Source organism: Paenibacillus sp. BK033, assembly GCF_004345425.1.
In the GTDB taxonomy this organism is placed as follows: domain Bacteria; phylum Bacillota; class Bacilli; order Paenibacillales; family Paenibacillaceae; genus Pristimantibacillus.
Map to the genome: position 1 here is coordinate 563,921 of NZ_SLVP01000001.1, position 19,928 is coordinate 583,848.

The 19,928-nt window shown below is 50.5% G+C and carries 19 protein-coding genes; 18 read left to right on the plus strand and 1 reads right to left on the minus strand.

Translation table 11 applies throughout. The features are described from left to right. Positions 1 to 64: 64 nt before the first annotated feature. The 18 genes from gltC to EV294_RS02575 all read left to right on the plus strand — a co-directional run bounded on the left by gltC (position 65) and on the right by EV294_RS02575 (position 18,797). A complete protein-coding gene (gene gltC / locus EV294_RS02490; RefSeq protein WP_132303460.1) occupies positions 65 to 964 on the plus strand; it encodes a glutamate biosynthesis transcriptional regulator GltC in 900 nt (299 codons plus the stop codon). A 130-nt stretch (positions 965 to 1,094) separates the two neighbouring features. Next, positions 1,095 to 2,588, plus strand: a complete 1,494-nt coding sequence (locus tag EV294_RS02495) for a spore germination protein (protein ID WP_132303462.1) — start codon at positions 1,095 to 1,097, stop codon at positions 2,586 to 2,588. Positions 2,589 to 2,602: 14 nt separating this feature from the next. Next, complete coding sequence (locus EV294_RS02500; protein WP_132303464.1) at positions 2,603 to 3,694, plus strand: Ger(x)C family spore germination protein; 1,092 nt, start codon at positions 2,603 to 2,605, stop codon at positions 3,692 to 3,694. A 7-nt stretch (positions 3,695 to 3,701) separates the two neighbouring features. Beyond that, positions 3,702 to 4,811, plus strand: coding sequence for a GerAB/ArcD/ProY family transporter (locus EV294_RS02505; protein ID WP_132303466.1), 1,110 nt, complete (start codon positions 3,702 to 3,704; stop codon positions 4,809 to 4,811). A gap of 82 nt (positions 4,812 to 4,893) precedes the next feature. Further along, on the plus strand, positions 4,894 to 5,454 hold the full coding sequence (locus EV294_RS02510; protein ID WP_132303467.1) for a TetR/AcrR family transcriptional regulator: 561 nt from the start codon (positions 4,894 to 4,896) through the stop codon (positions 5,452 to 5,454). 76 nt (positions 5,455 to 5,530) lie between these two features. Further along, entirely contained in the window at positions 5,531 to 6,277 is a 747-nt protein-coding gene (locus EV294_RS02515) for a 3-oxoacyl-ACP reductase family protein (protein ID WP_132303469.1), read from the plus strand. A gap of 80 nt (positions 6,278 to 6,357) precedes the next feature. After that, the gene (locus tag EV294_RS02520; protein WP_481856021.1) at positions 6,358 to 6,537 is read left to right on the plus strand and encodes a YjfB family protein; all 180 of its coding nucleotides are present in this window, start codon (positions 6,358 to 6,360) and stop codon (positions 6,535 to 6,537) included. Positions 6,538 to 6,723: 186 nt separating this feature from the next. Next, positions 6,724 to 7,092 carry a DoxX family protein gene (locus tag EV294_RS02525; protein ID WP_132303471.1) on the plus strand — a complete coding sequence of 123 codons (369 nt, stop codon included), beginning with the start codon at positions 6,724 to 6,726 and terminating at the stop codon, positions 7,090 to 7,092. Between the two features lie 264 nt (positions 7,093 to 7,356). Continuing rightward, positions 7,357 to 8,313 carry an alpha/beta hydrolase gene (locus EV294_RS02530; protein ID WP_132303473.1) on the plus strand — a complete coding sequence of 319 codons (957 nt, stop codon included), beginning with the start codon at positions 7,357 to 7,359 and terminating at the stop codon, positions 8,311 to 8,313. A 65-nt stretch (positions 8,314 to 8,378) separates the two neighbouring features. Further along, a complete protein-coding gene (locus tag EV294_RS02535; RefSeq protein WP_132303475.1) occupies positions 8,379 to 9,377 on the plus strand; it encodes a type I glyceraldehyde-3-phosphate dehydrogenase in 999 nt (332 codons plus the stop codon). Between the two features lie 173 nt (positions 9,378 to 9,550). Continuing rightward, on the plus strand, positions 9,551 to 10,558 hold the full coding sequence (locus EV294_RS02540; RefSeq protein WP_243711545.1) for an ABC transporter substrate-binding protein: 1,008 nt from the start codon (positions 9,551 to 9,553) through the stop codon (positions 10,556 to 10,558). A gap of 1 nt (position 10,559) precedes the next feature. Then, on the plus strand, positions 10,560 to 11,309 hold the full coding sequence (locus EV294_RS02545) for an IucA/IucC family C-terminal-domain containing protein (RefSeq protein ID WP_132303477.1): 750 nt from the start codon (positions 10,560 to 10,562) through the stop codon (positions 11,307 to 11,309). Positions 11,310 to 11,389: 80 nt separating this feature from the next. Continuing rightward, positions 11,390 to 13,093 (plus strand): helix-turn-helix domain-containing protein, encoded by a 1,704-nt coding sequence (locus EV294_RS02550; protein ID WP_132303479.1) that lies wholly within the window; start codon positions 11,390 to 11,392, stop codon positions 13,091 to 13,093. 209 nt (positions 13,094 to 13,302) lie between these two features. Beyond that, the gene (locus tag EV294_RS02555; protein ID WP_207918087.1) at positions 13,303 to 14,112 is read left to right on the plus strand and encodes an ABC transporter ATP-binding protein; all 810 of its coding nucleotides are present in this window, start codon (positions 13,303 to 13,305) and stop codon (positions 14,110 to 14,112) included. Between the two features lie 26 nt (positions 14,113 to 14,138). Next, complete coding sequence (locus EV294_RS02560) at positions 14,139 to 14,957, plus strand: ABC transporter permease (protein ID WP_132303481.1); 819 nt, start codon at positions 14,139 to 14,141, stop codon at positions 14,955 to 14,957. Between the two features lie 64 nt (positions 14,958 to 15,021). Beyond that, positions 15,022 to 16,368 carry an LLM class flavin-dependent oxidoreductase gene (locus tag EV294_RS02565; RefSeq protein ID WP_132303483.1) on the plus strand — a complete coding sequence of 449 codons (1,347 nt, stop codon included), beginning with the start codon at positions 15,022 to 15,024 and terminating at the stop codon, positions 16,366 to 16,368. A 26-nt stretch (positions 16,369 to 16,394) separates the two neighbouring features. After that, a complete protein-coding gene (locus tag EV294_RS02570; protein WP_132303485.1) occupies positions 16,395 to 17,414 on the plus strand; it encodes an ABC transporter substrate-binding protein in 1,020 nt (339 codons plus the stop codon). A 39-nt stretch (positions 17,415 to 17,453) separates the two neighbouring features. After that, entirely contained in the window at positions 17,454 to 18,797 is a 1,344-nt protein-coding gene (locus EV294_RS02575; protein WP_132303487.1) for an LLM class flavin-dependent oxidoreductase, read from the plus strand. 170 nt (positions 18,798 to 18,967) lie between these two features. Here the strand turns inward: EV294_RS02575 and EV294_RS02580 are convergent, their stop codons facing one another. Continuing rightward, positions 18,968 to 19,879, minus strand: coding sequence for an SDR family oxidoreductase (locus tag EV294_RS02580; protein ID WP_132303489.1), 912 nt, complete (start codon positions 19,877 to 19,879; stop codon positions 18,968 to 18,970). Between the last annotated feature and the right edge of the window lie 49 nt (positions 19,880 to 19,928).

Consider the following 19,928-nt stretch of genomic DNA (forward strand, 5'->3'; position numbering starts at 1 on the left):
TCGCAACAATATTCAGTTAGGATAAAGTTGATGCGTTTAGCGCATGAAGGATAGGGTGAGTTTAGTGGAAGTTAGACAAATGCGATATTTTATGGAAGTTGCGAAGAGAGAGCATGTGACTGAAGCCGCCAATGTCCTGCATGTTGCGCAATCCTCCGTCAGCAGGCAGCTAGCCCAACTGGAAAGCGAATTAGGCGTTGATTTATTTATCCGGAATGGACGGAGAGTAAAGCTGACGCCGATAGGAAAGATTCTGCTGCAACGCGTGGAGCAAATGCTGAACATGATGAACGAGGCCGAGCGGGAAGTGAAGGAATATTTGGATCCGGAAAAAGGGATCGTTCGTATCGCGTTCCCGATCAGCTTGGCCGCGCATGTCCTGCCAAAGGCGATTTACGCCTTTCGCAAACGATACCCGGAAGCCAAGTTTCAGATGAGACAAGCCCTTTACGGCGATTTGATCGACGGCGTAGTCAACGGCGAGTTTAATCTAGCCATGATTGCCCCGCTGCCGGAAGAGGATAAACCTATTCAGCAAAAGCTGCTTTTTACGGAACGGATTGTTGCGCTGCTGCCCATCCATCATCCGCTTGCCAACAGGTCCAGCATACAGCTGTCGGAGATAAAGGACGAGTCCTTCGTGACGCTTCCCGAAGGGACCATTTTCCGTAAAATCGTGCTGAATGCCTGCCATGAAATCGGCTTCACGCCTCATATCGCGTTTGAAGGGGATGATATCGATGCGCTGAAAGGGCTGGTGTCGGCGGGCCTCGGGATTGCCCTTATGCCGGAGGTTACCTTGGTCGAGACCATCCCGCAATCGACGGTGAAAATTCCGCTGGCCGATCCAACGGTTACGCGAAGCATAGGGGTCATTTGCCCGACCCAGCGCAAACTGCTTCCGACGGAGCAACTGTTTTACCGCTTTCTTACCGAGTTTTATACGCCCGATTACAAGCTGTAGCAACGGCTGAAGCATGGAGACTCCTTGATATTCAAGGAGTTTTTTTGTTCCTGTTTGTTTAGCTGGAGAATGAATGCGGGTTGTTTTGGTAAAAATACCTTTACCAAAAACGGAGATTCGAGGATTGGTAATGGCTAATGATTTGAAAACCGATATTCGGGATATTGCCCAATTAAAAAAGATTATAAGCCAATCCAGCGATTATAAATCGATTCTGGTGTCCGCGGGCAGCAAACAGCTGAACATCTGCTATTTCAGTACATTGATTGACGAAAAGTCCCTGCAGACGAATATCATCCACCCTTTGCAAAACCGCGCTCTGGACTCGGAGCTTGAACGCCTGGAGGATATAAAAAACTGGATTCCGATTGAAGACGTAACCATATCGGAAGAGGTAGAAGCCATTCAAGCCAAGCTGTTAAAAGGGTGCGTGATTGCTTCATTCGACCAAGAAGCCGGCAAACATGCGATCATCTCTATCGCGACTGTTCAGGGAGTACGCCAAAACAACGATACCGAAAATGAATTTAGCGTGGTTGGGCCCAAGGTGGGATTCGTCGAGAGTCTGGATACGAATATCGGATTATTGCGGTCTCAGGTCAATCTTCCTAACCTCGTTGTGAAAGAAATCTTGATTGGAACAACTTCCAAAACAAGAGTCGCCATTGTGTATATCGACGGGGTAACCAACAAGGAATATGTGCATACCGTCGAACAAAGGCTGGAAGCTATTGATTATGACGTTATCTTCGATACCTCCCAGCTGGACCAGTTTATCTCGGACAATTCCTTGACGCCATTTCCGTTATTCTTGTCCACGGAACGGAGAGACCGCGTCGTCTACGCGCTCATTATTGGGCAAGTGGCGGTGATTAGCGACGGGTCGCCTTATTTCATTACGGGCCCTTCTACCTTATTTGATTTTTTCATCTCTCCGGAAGATTACTATCTGCCTTGGATTTTGGGATCTTTCTTCCGGCTTATCCGTATTTTGGGCATCATTTTTTCGTTGTTTGCAACCTCCATGTATATCGCGATCACTACTTTTCATTACGAGGTAATCCCTAGGGATTTGCTCGAGCCGCTCATATTCTCCAGGAGGAACGTCCCGTTTCCGCCGCTGCTTGAAGTCATGTTCCTGGAGATCACGATCGAGTTTCTCCGGGAGGCAGGCGCCCGGCTTCCGACAAAGATCGGTCAGACGTTAGGTATCGTTGGCGGTATCGTAATCGGTCAAGCCACGGTTTTGGCTGGTTTGACAAGCAATATCCTGGTTATTATCGTGGCCTTCTCGGCGCTTGCTTCGTTCGCCACGCCGATCTATAAGATGTCGAACGCAATCCGCTTTTTGCGCTTTCCCATGATCCTTGCGTCCTCGATGTGGGGAGCGCTGGGAATGTTTATCGGGATTGGGTTCCTGCTTGTCCACTTAACCCGTCTGACCTCTCTTGGCGTCCCGTATATCGTACCGATCAATCCCTTGCGGATCCAGGATTTGAAGGACAGCTTTATACGCCCGTCTTACCAATTCAGCAACAAAAGACCGGGCTACTTAAGAACGGAGTCTACCGTCAAATACAAGCCGGGCAAGGTGAAAAGGCGGAACGATCTGGATAGAGAATGACTTAGAAGGCGGGAATGATGAAGTTGAGAAGCAAGGCTTTCCTGATCATTGTCCTCTGCGCGCTGCTGTCCGCTTGCGGCGATACCAACGTTGTCAATAGCATTAAATTCGTTCAAACGATTGGGTACGATGCCGTCGAGAACGGGGTAACCAGCAGCGCTATTATTGCCAATTACGAGGAACAGGGGAAATCAAAGCTGGAATTTTACGTGACGGAGTCCAAATCCATCTACGACAGCATGCCAAAGCTCAATATGAAGCTTGATTTTCCGATAGAGTACGGGCAGTTGAGAATGGCGTTATTCGGAGAGCGTTTTGCGCGCAAGGGCATAAAAACGGCGATCGAAAGCCTGATCCGCGATCCTAAAATATCCTCTAGAACCCATCTTGGCGTTGCGGACAGAGAGGCTCTGAAGATACTTAACATAAAGGAAAATCGCAATGACCCCTATTTCATGTCCGATATGATCGAGCAGAATATTAGATACGGAAATTTACCCAGAATCAATCTTCACTTGACGTTTTTTGATTTCTACGGAAGCGGCAGAGATTTCTTTCTTCCTCATTTCACCGTGGAACGGGATGAACTCAAGCTCGATGGCATCGCTTTGTTTAAAGAGGACAAATTCAAGACCAAAATCGGCATAAAGGATTCCTTCCTGATGAAGCTGTTGATGGAAAATTCGTTAAACGGGAGCATTATGGTTCCCGTGACAGGCTCGGATCAGGCCGGCGACGAGTTTTTCCTGATGAACAGCATCCATTCGAAAACAAGGTATAAAGTGATTCAGACGGGTCCTCCTGCCTCCATTGCCATTAAGGTAAAGCTTGAGGCTCAAGTCAAGGATGTCCCTCAATGGATTGATCTGACCTCGAAGGAACAAATTGCTTTGCTGGAGAGTTGCATAGAGACCTACTGCCAGAACGAGATTCGGAAGTTTATCGCTTTATTGCAAAGCAATGACGTGGATCCTCTGGGCCTGGGGGATTTGATAAGAAGCAGGACGAAAGACTGGGACCCGCAGGCGTTTCAGAGGCATTACAAGGAGCTGTCCACGACAGTAAGCGTAACGGCTCGTATTATCCGAACGGGCGCGGGAGGTTAGAGCGGACTTGAGCAATGAGATCAGCGAGAAATACAAGATATCTCCCTATTTAATCATCTTCCCTCTATATGTTGGCATGGTGGGAATAGGCATTCTTTCTTACCAAAGGACTCTCATTAAGCATGCCGGTTATAACGCGTGGATCTCGGTTATTTTAACGGGGATCAGCATTCATATTCTTCTATGGATGATCTATAAGCTATTGTCAACGACCGAAGGGGCACATGATATAGCCGCCATTAATAACAAGCTGTTCGGCAAATTTTTGGGCAGCTTTTTTAATGCGGCCATTGTGATTTATTTTGTTCTGGGCGCTTTCGTCAAGTTCAAAGTGTATATCGAGCTAATTCAAGTCTGGCTGTTTCCCAGCATGAATTTTCTATACGTCAGCATCGTTATTTTATTGCTTGTTTACTACACCGTATCGGGAGGTCTCCGTACCGTAACGGGCATTGCGGTATGGGCGACGATCATTTCGTGCGTGTCGATCATCCCGCAGGTTTTGCTTGCCTTTCCGTATTTGCATCCTTTAAACCTGCTGCCGTTATGGAATCACTCCGTATCCGACATTCTGCTTTCTTCCGAAGATATGGCTTTTAATTTTCTCGGCTTCGAAATCCTGCTTTTGTTTTATCCGTTTATAAAAACCCCGGAAAAGTCGCAGAAATGGGCGCATCTTATCCTCTTTTTGGTCATCTTGTTGTATGGGGTCATTTTGGTTCTGGCCTTTATGTTTTTCACCGAGGAACAGCTGCGCCATACGATCTGGCCGACCTTGAATATGATCGGGATCTTTGAAGTGCCGCTGCTTCAACGGCTTGAATATATAGCGATCTCCTTATGGTTTATCAAAATTATAGCGGGCATTTCCATCTATATTTGGGCGGCTTGCCGCGCAACCAAGATTGCCTTTCGCATAAGGCCGCGATTGTTTTTGGTCTTGAGTCTTATCGCGATGGCGATACTCTGCGAAGCCATTAGAGACCACAGAACCGTTGAGAAGCTGGCGGATATTTATTCCAAGGTGGGACTCTATTTTATATACGTCTATATCCCGTTTGCATTCCTTTGCGTTCTGCTCCGGAAGAAGGTCAGACAGCTTCGCGTGAAAAGTTAACTTATTTGAAACGATCATTCCTGAAAGTGTTGACACGGAATTCATATTCGGCTAGCATACTGAGCAGGGGATGATTAAAAAAATGTCCAGAGTAAAAACATTTCAGATTGAAGAGACAATCGATAAGGCGATTGATGTATTCCGGGAAAAAGGCTACCAAGGAACATCGATGCAGGACTTGGTCAGCGCATTGTCCCTGAACCGTAGCAGTATTTATCAGACGTTCCGCAGCAAGGAAGAGTTGTATTTGGTATCGCTGGACCGTTATGGTGACCAGACGAGCGACATTACGGCGATTCTATACGAGCCGGGTACCTGCAGGGAAGTGCTGATGCGGTTTTTTGCTAAATTGATTGAACATAACAGCGTCAGAACGTGTTTGCTGGTTTATGCTTCTTTGGAGATGGGCGAGCATCCGGAGGTCCGCGAAAGAGTCAGCACCAACAACAACTTAAGAGAAAGGGCGTTTTTTCAATTGCTGTCACGCGGGACTGCCAACGGTGAAATTAAGGGTAACCCTAATTTGCGTGTTCTTTCGCAATACCTTGTAAATGTGGCGAACGGTATAACGGTTACTTCCGCATCTGCTGGCAGGAATACGTTAGATAACATATTAGAGATGTCTCTTTTTTTTCTGCGCTAATTTTTTTTGCTCTAAATTGGAATGATCGTTCCCTTAAAATATATCTTAACCTTATTCAAAAAGGAGAGTAAATAAGATGAATTCAAATAAATTGCAAGGCAAAACGGCATTTGTGACGGGCGGATCCCGCGGCATAGGGGCATCCATTGTTAGGCGGCTGAGTCAAGAGGGAGCGGCTGTAGCGTTTACTTACGCGAATTCCGTTGAAAAAGCCAATGAACTAGTTACAGAAATTCAAACGGCAGGCGGGAGAGCTTTAGCGCTTCAAGCAAAAGGCGAAGATATCGATTCCGTGAAATCCGCTGTTGGAGAGACCATTCATGAATTTGGCCATCTGAATATATTGGTTAACAATGCCGGTATTCTGGATGTAAAGCCGTATGATCAATTCACCATGGAGGATTTCGACAGAACCGTTACCGTCAATATCAAAGCGGTGTTTGCCGCCATTCAGGCAGCCGGTCCGCAAATGCGGCACGGAGACAGAATTATTAATATTGGCAGCGTAAATGCCGATGTGACCGGATTCCCCGGCATGAGCCTGTACAGCATGTCCAAAGCGGCGGTTGCCGCGATGACCCGCGGTCTGGCCAGAGATCTGGCTCCGCAAGGCGTGACCGTCAATAATATCCAGCCGGGTCCGGTGGATACGGACATGAATCCCGCTGAAGGAGAGATGGCCGCAATTTTGAAAAATGTCATTGCGCTCGGCCGTTATGGAACGGTAAACGATATTGCCAGCTTAGTAGCCTTCTTATCGAGCCCGGAAGCCGGCTATATTACCGGAGCATCGCTGGATATTAATGGAGGATTTATGATCTAATCCCTTCCGCGAAGACCCTCTAACGAATAAGGGATCATGTTCCGATACAAAAGGTGAAGTCAAATCTGGAGTGGAGGGAAATGATGGATATTCCGGCTATGTCCGTTGCTTTGTCCCAAAGCAAGCTTATGAACGAGGTTGGAATCAGCGTGCTCAAGATGGCGAAGGACCATTCGACGGAGCAGTCGCAGCAGCTGATCCAAATGATGGCGCAAAGCGTGCAGCCCCATTTGGGCGGCAATATCGATTTGAAAGTGTAACAGGAAGAGAAAGGCCGCCTTGAGCGTCGATTAGACGAGAAGGCGGCTTTTTATTTTACGCTGATTTAATAAAAATAATCCTTTACAGGACACCAAAAGGTGTTATATTATAAAATCAGAAAAGGACACCGTAAGGTGTCTCATTTAATGAGAAACATCCAAACAAAACAAGGGAGAGATTTCAACATGCATATTTTAGCCATTATTATTCAAAGCTGGCTGCTATTCTCGATGATTTTCTTCGGAATTACAAAGCTTACGGGAGCTAAACATCAGGTAGAGCTGTTTGATTCGATCAAGCTGCCGCAATGGTTCCGCGTGGTTACGGGACTTGTTCAGCTGCTTGGGGCTGTCGGACTCCTTATTGGCTACTGGTATCCCGGCATGGCAGGCTGGTCGGGGGTTTGGATTGGAGTTACCATGTTATTAGCGATTCTGTCGCATTTGAGAGTAAAGCACCCGTTCGGCAAGATGTTCCCGGCTGTTCTGAACCTTGTTATAGCTGCCGCGGTTGTTCTTCTGTTTGCAGGAGATTTAGCTCACCCCTTTGGCTAAGTCCCAGTACATTTAATGAGGCCGGTACGCGCGATTCTTTCGTCGTACCGGTTTTAATTTATATAGATTTTACAAACCATAGGACTCTTTCTAACAAAAAAATAGTAAAATTATCACTATATTCTGACGACATCTTATCCTAGACTTAAGATTGATATTCCTTTCCCTCTAGGAGGACATCGCCGGATTCATTTCCTGGCATAACGGTGATTAAGTATAGGTAGTCCATTCGGATGCAATCCAATTATGTGAGGAGAGGTAGAGATGACAGAAAAAAACGCTGGCAAGAAAATCGTGCTGGAGCCGGAGGCTTTGAAATTCGCGCAGGATACGGCAAATCCGCCATATTTGTTCGACCTTGGTCCGGAAAAAGGCCGCGAAACGGTGGACAACGTTCAAGCGGGAGATATTGAGAAGCCGCCTGTCGATATCACCGACCTGACGATTGAGGGCGGACCAAGCGGGCAGGTGTCCATTCGCATTCTGCGCGCTCCAAATACGGCAAAGAAGCTGCCGGCTATTCTCTATATTCATGGCGCCGGCTGGGTGTTCGGCAATGCCCATACGCATGACCGGCTTATTCGCGAGCTGGCAGCTGGGGCGGAGGCCGCCGTTGTTTTTCCGAATTACAGCTTGTCTCCGGAAGCCAAATACCCGGCTGCGATCGAAGAAATTTACGCAGCCCTGCAGTGGATAGCGGAGCACGGCGATGAGCACGGCCTTGATACAAGCCGGCTTTATGTGGCGGGGGACAGCGTTGGCGGCAACATGACGGCTGCCATAACGATTATGGCAAAGGAACGCAAAGGACCTCAGATTCATAAGCAGCTGCTGTTCTATCCGGTAACGGATGCAGGTAACGATACGGAATCCTACAAGGAATTCGCGACGGGTTATTTCCTTCGCCGGGACGCTATGGCCTGGTTCTGGGATCAATATACGACAAATCAAGAGCAGCGGAATGAAATCTATGCCTCTCCGCTGCGCGCGACAACCGAGCAGCTTAAGGGCTTGCCGCAAGCTCTAATCATTACGGGAGAGGCGGATGTCCTTCGCGATGAAGGCGAGGCTTATGCCAATAAGCTTCGCGAGGCTGGCGTGCGGGTCACGCAAGCGCGTTTCCAGGGGACGATTCACGACTTTGTCATGCTGAATGCCCTGGCAGACACGGCGGCCGCCCGCGGAGCGATGCTGCTGGCTAACGCTTGGCTGAAGGAATAGCCGTTTAACCTTTCGCAACGGTAAAAATTTGATTGCGCCAACGATGCGCAGGCAGGAGAATGAACATGAATAATATTGCTATTTTTGGCTTTGGACGGATCGGCAGACAGCTTCTTCGCGTAGCTTTGGAAAATGAGCTGTTTGTCCCCGTATCCATCTCGGATATTAAAGACGAAGCAACGCTCGCGGCTCTGTTTGAGGTCGATACGAACTACAAGCGTTGGCCGGAGCCTGTGGCAGGCACGGAAGGAACGATTAGAATCGGCGACCGTTCCATTCTTTATTTGAACTCGTCGCAGGAAATACCGAACTGGAGCGAGCTTGGCGTCGGGCTTGTTATTGATTGCACGGGACGGGCGGTAACTAGACAGGTAGCGGAGCTTCACCTGGAGCGCGGCGCGAAGCGCGTTCTCGTCAGCGGACCAAGCAAAACCCTTGACGACTGCGATGCGGTATTGCTGAAAGGAATCAATCTAGACAGCTTTGATCCGGACAAGCACAAAATCATCAGCATGGCGAGCTGCACGACCAATGCGCTCGCTCCGGTCGTCAAGCTGGTCCGTGAAAACTTCGGCATTCAATACGGCTTATTCTCCACGGTGCATTCCTATACGAACACCCAATCGCTGACCGATCAGCCGATGAGAGACCGCAGGGATTCCTGGGCAGCCGCGGAAAATATTATCCCGTCCTCTTCGGGTGCGGCAAAAGCGCTTAAGTTTATTTGGCCCGATCTGCAAATTACGGGTAAAGCTTACCGGATTCCGACACGCACCGGGAGTATCGCGGAGCTGAATCTGGTTACGGAGAAGCCGTGTACCGCCCAGGAAATTAACGATATGTTCCGTAAAGCCGCGCAGGAGGGTCCGCTTAACGGAGTGCTTGATGTGCTGGAAGGAGAGTGGGCTTCCTCGCGTATCGTAGGGGATTCCCATTCTTCGATTATCGACCTGCCGCTGACCCATGTACAAGGCGGACTTTTATCCGTTGCCGCCTGGTATGACAACGAGTGGGGTTATGCCTCACGCCTCGCCGAAGTAGCGGCATTTTTAGGCCGTCAATAACGCGAAATAGGAACCCGCTTTCTCCAAGGAGAAGGCGGGTTTTTTTATTTCCAGAACAGGGTTGTCGCAAAAAGATAAACGGTTCGTCGCAATCGTTCATTGAAAAGGAATGAAAAACCAGTACAATCAATAATGAAAATCATTATCAGGAATGAAGAAGAGGGGATCGGAAATTGAAAAGACGCAATTTAGGTTTCTGTTCGTTGTTTATTTGTTTAGCTCTCATGCTGGCAGCATGCGGTTCCGGAGGAAATAACGCTAACGCGCCAAGCAGCACGCCGTCAGAAGCTCCAGCAGAGGAAGCGCCGGGCAATTCTGAGCCAGAAGGCGGAAGCGCCTATCCCGTCACGATTAAGCACTTGAAAGGTGAATATAAACTCGAGAAGAGGCCTGAAAAAATCGCGGTGCTGGATACCAAGTTTGTCGATCAGCTGATTGCGCTGGACGAGCAGCCGGCGGGAAGCGTAACCGCCGCCGGATCGGATACGGATTTTCCGGAATATTTGAGCGACCGCCTGGCAGGAGACGTCAAGTTGTTAGGCACGCGGGATAAGCCGAACTTGGAAGCTATTCTGGCTATGCAGCCGGATTTGATTCTGATGACCGATTTCCAGGAGGAAGCCTACGCGAATATTAGTAAAATCGCGCCAACCATCGTGCTGGATTTCGATGAGGACTGGCGCGCTACCCTGGATACCATGGGCACAATCATGGGTAAGCAAGCAGAAGCCAAGGCTGTTCAGCAAGCCTATGAGGAAAAAGCAACTAAGCTGAAGGAGCAGCTTGCGGCCAAGCTGGGCGAGGAGACCGTTGCCCTAATCCGTCCAAGAATCGAAGGCATTCGCGTGCATACGCCGGATCACCGGACGGGAGCTATCCTTTATAACGATTTGGGATTAAAGGTACCGGCATCCGTTGCGGCGGTTGACGATACCGCCTATGAGCTATCGCTGGAAGCCGTAAGCGAGATTGGCGCGGATCATTACTTCCTGTTGTCCGATGCGATGTTTGCGGATGCGGTTAAGGAACTGGAAAGCACGAATATTTGGAAATCGCTGGATTCGGTAAAAAACCATCATGTCTACAAAGCAGACAGCACATTGTGGATTGCTTACTACGGGCCAATCGCCAACAGCCTGATAATTGAACAAGCCGCGGAAGCGTTGCTAGGCCAGCAATAGAATGGATCCGTTTCTTGTATCCGATGCCTGGGCGGAGCTGTCCTGCGATTATAGCCTGACGGTTGGGGAGGCTCCGAAGCATAACATTAAGCAGCTCGCATTAAGCGAGCTGCTTAATGCGGAGCCGCGAAGAGCTTATATGGATTGGCTGATGAACCATATCGGCGCTCCGAACAAAAGCGTCGCTGCATCCATGCTGGTAAAGAGAATAGCCAGCCTGCTTGTAGCTCCGGTGCTTGGCGCGATGACCTATTACAATAAGGGGATAGGCATTACGCTGGAGCACAGCCGGCTTTTTCATAAGGAAGCATCCATTTCCGGAACCCCCTTTCCGTTTATGGCGCTAACCGAAGTTATGGTTACAGCGCCCGATCCCCTTAATAGAGCAGCGTGGCGCGCGGAAGTTATTCAACAGTTATTTGGAGAAAGCCTGACCCCGATAATAAAGCTAGCAGCCGCGGAAGGTCCGGTATCGATGGCCATTCTATGGGAGAACGTCATGGCGCGTATCGCGCCTATATATGGCGATGACCAGGATCATGATGACGAACTCAGCCGAAGGTTAAGGGAGGATTTTCTCTATATTGCGAAGGAGGCTCCGGGAGAGCGGTTTGGCATGCGGAAAAACCCGTTCGCTTCCTTTGCGGAGATCAGAGACGGTTGTTGGCTCACGGGAAGAAGCAAGCGTCTGACCTGTTGTCTGTATTATCAAATGGCACCCGAATATTGCTTGAAATGCCCAAAACCTTAAACGAGTTGGAGACTTCTAATTGACTATGAAAATCATTTTCAATTAAAATAATCTAGACAATAGGTTTGGAGAGGTGTCAAATGCCATTACAGGAACATTTATCGTTTTGGAACGATATTGCGGTCAGAGTGCTTGACGTTCGGCGGGAAATCCTGCTTCCGGGCAGCCAGCTTCAGCGTTTGCCGGAGAATATGCTGTTTTTTGCATGGAGCGGTTATGGCAGCCTGCTAATTGACGGAACAACGTACTCCTTAAGCCCCTTTTCAGTCCGCCATGCGGGCAAAGATGCAGCCATCAGCATGGAAGCCATTACGGAACCAATCGAATATACCGTCATCTATTACAGAGCCGAGCTCATGCCTTCTGCGGGAGGGGAGCTCGCCGCTGTTGAGGAAGCGCTTTTGCAAATGCCGTTTGGAATTCAGCCTTCCAAGCGGCTGTCGCTGCATCAGGTCGTGGAACAGCTGGAGCTCAAATGGGGCATGAGGCAAGGCATCGAAGGCTTCCATGCCAATGCGCTTCTGCAGGGTCTGCTTTACGAGCTGCTGAAGCAGCTGCTGGCGGAAGGCTATCAGACGCCTTCGGAAGCGGTTGCCATTGTAATGAAGCACATTGACGCAAACTATAATAAGCCGTTAAAACTGGACGTTCTAGCCGGACTGGTTCATTGCAGCTCAAGGCAGCTGCAGAGATGGTTTAACGGGCAGAAGCAGCTGGGCCCTATGGAGTATGTCATTAAGGTCAGAATGAGCCACGCGGCCGAGCTGCTCCGGCATACGGACGCAACGATTCAGGAAATTGCGTTAAGCATTGGCTATCGTGATCTGTATTATTTCAGCAGAGCCTTTAAAAATTATTACGGGATCGCTCCGCAGGACTTCCGCCGTACCTCTCTGGCAGGCGAGGTTTACGCATTGGCTGCTTCGCAAACCATAGATGACGCGGCCGTCATTAAGCATAGAAAAGGCGAGCTTCGGCTGCAGCGGCTGCCTAAGCGGATTGCGGTGCTTGACGTTCAATATGCCGACCAGCTGTTTACGCTGAAAGAACAGCCTGCCGGCAGCGTAGGGATCGGAGGCGCTGAAATTTCCTGCTTCCCGGATTATTTGCAGAACAAGCTGGGTCAATTTACGGTGCTTGGAACCTGTGAGCGGATCGATATGCATGCCCTTGCAGAACTGCAGCCTGACCTGATCGTCTGTACGGATTTGCATGAGAGGCTGTATCCGAAGCTTTGCCAATTCGCGCCTACCCTTCTGTTTGACCGGAATGAGGATTGGCGCAAGATACTGGGCATTTTTGGCGTCATCACGGGTAAAAAACAGGAAGCGGAGCGAATCTTAATGGCGTATAGGGAGAAGACGGAGAAACTATCGGACATGCTTGCCGACAAGCTGAGAGGCCAGCATGTAGCGATCATTCGTCCGCGCGAAACGTCCATTCGCCTGCATACGGCATCCCACCGTACCGGCGCAGTCTTGTACGCGGATTTGAGGCTGCCTGCTCCCTTTTATATAACGGGGGAATCCGTCTCGGATACGGCCTACCATATCTCGATTGAAGATCTGCCCGGCGTGAACGCCAATCATTATTTCCTGCTAAGCAACGACATGTTCAAGGAGCAGGTCTTGAGCATGCAGCGAAGCATAGAGTGGAACTCGCTTCATGCCGTGAAGCAGCAATGCGTGTACACCGTGGATGCCTCGACCTGGATTGGCTCTTACGGTCCAACGGGAATTAACCGTATTGTCGATGAGGTAGCGCAATCCTTGCTTGGCGCCTGAAATTGGCCTAAATGGCCTATATTGACAACCGAAGCGTTTATGCTATATTAATCTCATGGTTTTACTTGGAATTAAATGGCACCTATTGAATGAACCATCCAAACAATTGAACCGCTGACCGGGCAACCGGAAGCGCAGAAGACCAACGCTTGTTGTGGTCGGCTGCGCTTTTTTGTTTATTCCCGGGTACAAGAGAAAGGGTGAGAGAGATGCCGGCATTAGAAAAGCTTCGATTCGAGAATGTGGCAAAAAGCTTTATCGTGCGCGATCCGAAACAAAAAGGGGCGACGCAGCCATTTACGGCGGTTAAGGACTTAAGCTTTACCGTTAAGGAAGGCGAGTTTATTACCTTGGTAGGACCAAGCGGCTGCGGAAAATCAACCCTGCTTGACCTCATTAGCGGTTTATCGCTTCCTACTAGCGGGCGTATTTACATGGACGGGAAGGAAATTACCGGTCCCGGTCTCGACAGAGGGATTGTTTTTCAGCAATATGCTCTATTTCCCTGGAAGACGGCAAGGGGGAACATTGAGTTCGGACTGGAGGCCAAAGGCATCCCGAAGCAGGAGCGAAAGGAATTGGCGGAGCATTTTCTGGCGTTAGTTGGATTGAGCGCATTCGCGAACCGGTATCCCCACGAATTGTCCGGAGGCATGAAGCAGCGCGTAGCGATTGCCAGAAGCCTTGCATTTAACCCGGATGTTCTGCTTATGGATGAACCGTTTGCGGCGCTGGATGCGCAAACCCGGGAAACCTTGCAAAGCGAGCTGCTCCGGATCTGGCAGAAAACGAAAAAAACGATTATTTTCATCACGCATGGCATTGACGAAGCGGTATACCTGGGAGAACGCGTTGTGGTTCTGACTCCCGGTCCGGGTACCGTGAAGAAGATCGTCGATATTCCATTGAAGCACCGGTTGGATGATGCGGATATCCGCTCCAATCCGGAGTTTGTCAAGGCGCGGCACGAGGTATGGAGCCTGCTGCACGAGCTGGAATACCAAGGCGCGTATATTTAACGGATTTACGAAAGGAGCGTATCGAAATGGAAAATGTTAAAGCGGTTCCTAGACCCCTGCAAAGCAGAAGAGTCAAACTGGGCGTCTCGCTTCATATCCGCAAGCTGTTCAAGCAGTCTATCGTTCTGATCTTGCTGGCCCTCGTCTGGCAGATTGCTCCCCTTGCGGGCTTCGCGGATCCGGCTTTCCTGCCCCCGTTCTCCGATGTCATTCAGGCGCTCTGGAATTTGATATTGTCCGGCGAGCTGTTCCATCATTTTGCGGCGAGTATGGTTCGTTCGTTAAGCGGATTTGCGTTAGCCCTTGTTATCGCCATCCCGTTAGGGCTTGCGATTGGCTGGTATCCTCTTGCCAGGGAGCTTCTCAATCCGGTGATGGAATTGTTCCGCAATACAGCAGCGCTTGCTTTGCTTCCCGTGTTTATGCTTATCCTCGGAATCGGAGAGACGTCCAAAATCGCCATTGTCTTGTTTGCCTGCACGTGGCCAATCCTTCTGAATACGATCGCAGCCGTAGGCAACGTTGATCCGCTGCTGATCAAATCAGCCCGGTCCATGAATCTCTCGTCATTCAAGCTGTTCCTCAAGGTCATCCTGCCGGCGTCGGTTCCAACGATCTTTACGGGAATCCGGATGGCGGGAACCGGAGCGATTCTCGTCCTTATCGCCGCCGAGATGGTAGGCGCCAAGGAAGGTCTCGGCTACCTCATCACGTATTCCCAATATAACTTCCAAATCCCCGAAATGTTTGCCGGTATCCTCACGATCGCTTTGCTTGGCTTGTTGATTAATCAGGGATTAAGCGTGCTGGAACGCAAGTTGTCCAAATGGAAGCAGCAAGCATAAACGAAGCGGTTCTTTTTTTGCTCCAAAGTCTATTAAAAATATAGGAATACTAGGAGTGTGGAATATGACCAAAAAACAAATGAAGCTGGGAGCCTTCTTTAACTTGCCGGGCCATCATGTGGCCAGCTGGCGTTATCCGTCTACGGATCCTCGCCGGACCTTGGATCTCGAGTACTTAAAGGAGCTGGCGCAGACGGCGGAGCGGGGCAAATTCGATATGATTTTTTTCGCGGATATCCTTGGTCTTAAGCGTTTGGGCAATTTCGCGACCTCTACGATCAAGCTTGATCCGCTTATTATTATTTCGGCGCTTGCGGCCGTCACGCGGAATATCGGCCTTACGGCGACTCTTACGACCACTTACAACGAGCCGTTCCAGGTAGCGCGCAAGTTCGCGGCTATCGACCATTTGTCAGGAGGGCGTGCGGGCTGGAATGTGGTAACCTCGGGCAACGAGAAGGAGGCGCAGCTGTTCGGCAAGGAAAAGCATCTCGAGCATGCGCGGCGCTACGAGAGGGCGGAAGAGTTCGTTGAGCTGACGAAAAAGCTTTGGTTCTCCATTGAAGAGGATGCGCTTGTTATCGACAAGGAGAATGGCCGGTTCCTGGACGTTGACAAAGTTCACCCCGTTGATCACCAAGGGGAATGGTTTAAAGCGCAGGGTCTGCTGGATGCTCCGTCGACGCCGCAAGGTTATCCCGTCATTGTGCAGGCGGGATCCTCCGAGGCGGGGAAAGAGCTCGCCGCGAAGACGGCCGAGGTGATATTTACCGCCTGGCAGACGCTGGAGGAAGCGCAGGCCTTCTATCGGGACGTGAAAGGACGTCTTGCCAAATACGGACGCCAGCCGGATGACCTGAAAATTATGCCGGGCGTGTTCATCACGGTTGCTCGCACGGAAGCCGAAGCGATTGCGAAGCGTAAAGAGTTAAACAGCTATATTTCGCCAGAGGTTGGTCTGGAGTACTTATCGAATTTTATCGGCGTCGATTTGAGCGGTTACGACGTGGATGCTCCTCTTCCGGCAAGCGGGGAAAGCGAGGACAAGACGAACCCGCAGACCCGCACGAATATTATTCGGGCACTCGCGGAGCGGGAAGGCTTAAGCACGCTGCGCGAGGTGTACGAATTTATCGCGGGTGCACGTGGGCATCGGGAAATTGTAGGCACGCCGGCTCAGATCGCGGATCAGTTGGAAGAATGGTTCTTAAACGAAGGAGCCGACGGCTTTAATATGATGCCGCCTACGTTCCCGGAAGGTTTAAACGATATTGTTGAGCTTGTTATTCCGGAGCTGCAGCGCCGCGAATTGTTCCGTACGGAATACGAAAGCCATACGCTGCGGGGGAATCTGGGTTTATCTATTCCGGTTAATCCCTATCGCAAGCAGCCGCAGCAATCGCATCAATAAATACGAAGAGGTCGGGAGAGGATCCTATGAAGAAACGATTTACTCACGTTCAGGCATTTCTGTTAACGATGGGCTTAGTTAGCGCTTTGCTTGCAGGATGCTCGGAGAGCAAAGCCAAGCCGGGGGAAGAAGACAAGGTGCTTCAGTACAACTCGGCGCCGGGAAGCGTATCGTTTCCGGAGCTGGCGAAGGATTTGGGGTACCTGGGCGATTTGGAGCTGGAATCGATCGGGAGCACGACGGGCGGACCGGAAAGCATTCAATTAACGGCAACCAAACAGATTGATTTTGGCTCGGCTTTTAACGGGGCGATTATCAAATCCATCTCGCAAAACGTAAAGATTAAATCCGTTATCGGCTCGTACGGCAGCGATAAGAACACTTACATCGGCGCTTACGTGCTGGCTGACAGCTCGATTAAATCCCCGAAGGATTTTATCGGCAAAAAAGTCGGCGTGAATACGCTGGGGGCACACTTGGAATTTGTTACGAAGGATTATTTAAGGAAAGGCGGCTTAACCGAGAAGGAGATCGAACAAGTGACGCTCGTGACGATCCCATCCGCAAATGCCGAGCAAATTCTCCGCAGCAAGCAGATTGACGTTGTGCTCATGAGCGGTATCGCAAGAGACCGTGCCCTGGACAAAGGGGGCATCGTTGAGCTCTTTAAGGATACGGACGTTTATAAGACCGAATTTACGGCAGGCGATTATTTCTTCCGGGAGGAGTATATCAAGAATAACCCGGACACGGTGAGGCAGTTTGTTGAAGGGGTGGCCAAGGCTATTGAATGGGCGCGCACGACCCCGCGGGAAGAGGTCATTCGGAGGTTCGAGGCGATTATCAAGAAGCGTGACCCCAACGAACCGACCGAAAACCTGAAATATTGGAAGAGCACCGGGATTGCGCAGGCCGGAGGCGTCATAACGCCGGGAGAATACCAGGTCTGGATTGACTGGCTGGTCGCTAACGGCGATTTGAAGAAAGGGCAGGTTAAGGCGGAAGACTTGTATACCAACGAGTTTAATTCCTACGCCAAGAAATAAGGAAAACCTGAATATATAAGAAGAGATGGAGTGGTGAAGATGACGGTAAGACAAATGAAGCTAGGTGCTTTTATCATGCTGCCCGGACATCATGTGGCGAGCTGGAGACATCCTGATTCCGGGGCGGACCGTACCTTTGATCTAGCGTATTTATCGGAGATCGCCCGCACGGCGGAACGCGCTAAGTTCGACATGATCTTTTTCGCGGACGGCTTTGGCTCCAATCTGAATAAGCATTCCAGCTCCGCGCTTAAGCTGGATCCGGTTATTCTAATCTCGGCGCTTGCAGCCGTAACAGAGAAAATCGGGTTAGCCGCTACCTTAACAACCACTTATAACGAGCCTTTCCATGTCGCACGCAAGTTCGGCTCGATCAACCACCTGTCGGGCGGCCGCGCAGCCTGGAATGTCGTTACTTCCGCTAATGACAAGGAGTCCTTCCTGTTTGGCAAGGATAAGCATTTGGAGCATGCAAGCCGTTACGAGCGGGCGGAGGAATTTGTTGAGCTTGTTCAGAAGCTGTGGCAATCCATTGAAGCCGATGCGCTTGTGATCGACAAGGAGCAAGGACGGTTCCTGGATGTTGATAAAGTGCACCCTGTCGATCATGACGGCAAATGGTTCAAAGTAACGGGCACGCTCGATAATCCGGCCAGCCCGCATGGCAATCCGGTTATCGTGCAGGCCGGCTCATCCGAGTCCGGCAAGGAGCTGGCGGCCAAGACGGCCGAGGTTATCTTTACGGCGTGGCAGACGCTGGAGGAGGCGCAGGCTTTTTACCGGGACGTGAAGGGTAGGCTGGCCAAATACGGACGTGAAAGAGACGAGCTGAAAATTATGCCGGGCGTCTTTATTACGGTCGCCAAGACCGAAGAGGAAGCGCTGGCGAAGCAGAAGGAGCTGAACGGCTACATTCTGCCGGAGGTTGGTCTGGCTTATCTGTCCGGATTTACCAATATCGATTTGTCCGGTTACGATGTGGATGAGCCGCTGCCTGATATAAGCTCGATAGAGGATAAGACCAATCCTCGCATCCGGTACAATATTATCCGGGAAATAGCAAGGCGCGAGAATTTAACTTCGATCCGCGCCGTGTACGAACGAATTGCGGGGGCTCGCGGACACCGCGAAATCGTCGGAACGCCTTCGCAAATTGCCGATCAGCTGGAGGAATGGTTCCTGAATGAAGGAGCGGATGGCTTCAATATCATGTCGCCGTATTTCCCGGGCGGATTCGAAGACATTATCGAGCTCGTCATTCCGGAGCTGCAGCGGCGGGGACTGTTTCGTACCGAATACGAGAGCAGCACGCTGCGCGGGAATTTGGGTCTGCCGCTTCCCGGGAAGAAGGCGGAGAAGGATAAAGCGGCAGTTAGCCGCTAAACGCTAAAGCAATCGGGAAAGGCTCTACGGCCCAGGTTAAGGTCCATCATGTAATGGGCCTTAACCCTCCTTCGCCCGGGCAAGAAGAAGGCCCTTAAGGTCCCCAAGGACTCTAAGGGTACGCAAAAAGCCCGGCATCGCCGCAGTGCGTTATTGATTTGGCGTTCTTTTTATCTGTAACCTGTCGTATTCGCCGGTTTGCCCGCCTCAATAACCTCAACCAGATAAGGCATGCAGTTGGGCTGCGAACCGTCCACATCCGTGAAGCCGTACACCTGCGCAAGCTGGCCGCTTGACAGGGATTGCCCATTCCAACGGCTTGCTTCCGGATCTCCCGCAAGGGCAACGACGGCACGTCCCACATAGCGGGGCGATTCGGAAATAATAAAATGGGGCTCTTCGGCCGCGGCATCCCGCCAATTCTCCTCCGTTACCTTAAAAATCTCCAGCATGATTTCGGAACGAAGCCAGCCCGGCGTCAAGGAAACGGCCGTGCATGCATGGGGCTTCACTTCTTGAGCCAGCGCCCAAGCCATGCGATTGATAGAGTTTTTGACCAAATCGTAATACATCGACAATCGGTAATGATTCTGATTGTACTCGGCCGTTCCGTCCGTCATCTCGACAATCAACCCGTTCTTATTCTTGATAAGAAGAGGAAGAACAAAATGGCTCGTAATCAGATGGGTATCAATGGCGAGCCTTAGCATGCGCAGCCCCTTCTCGAGCGAATGCTCCCATACCGGAATATTCCATTCCACGAGATTCTCGCCGCCCCATATATCATTGACCAGAATATCAAGCCGTCCATGCTCCCGCTCAATGCGGTTCGCCAAAGCCTGTACTTGTTCGGGGACCAGATGATCCACCTGTACGGCAATTCCTTGTCCGCCCGCTTTCGTAACAAGCTCCGCTGTCTCCTCGATGGTTTCCGGCCGGTTGTATTCGGATACTTGCGCCCGCGTCGTGCGCCCCGTGACATACACCGTTGCGCCTGCCGCTCCCAGCTCTATGGCAATGCCACGCCCGGCGCCCCGCGTTCCTCCTGCTACAAGAGCGATTTTTCCATGTAAAGGTTTCATCTCCATATAAGCCTCCTGAATATAAGTGTGTGCCTTTATTGATTCTTTC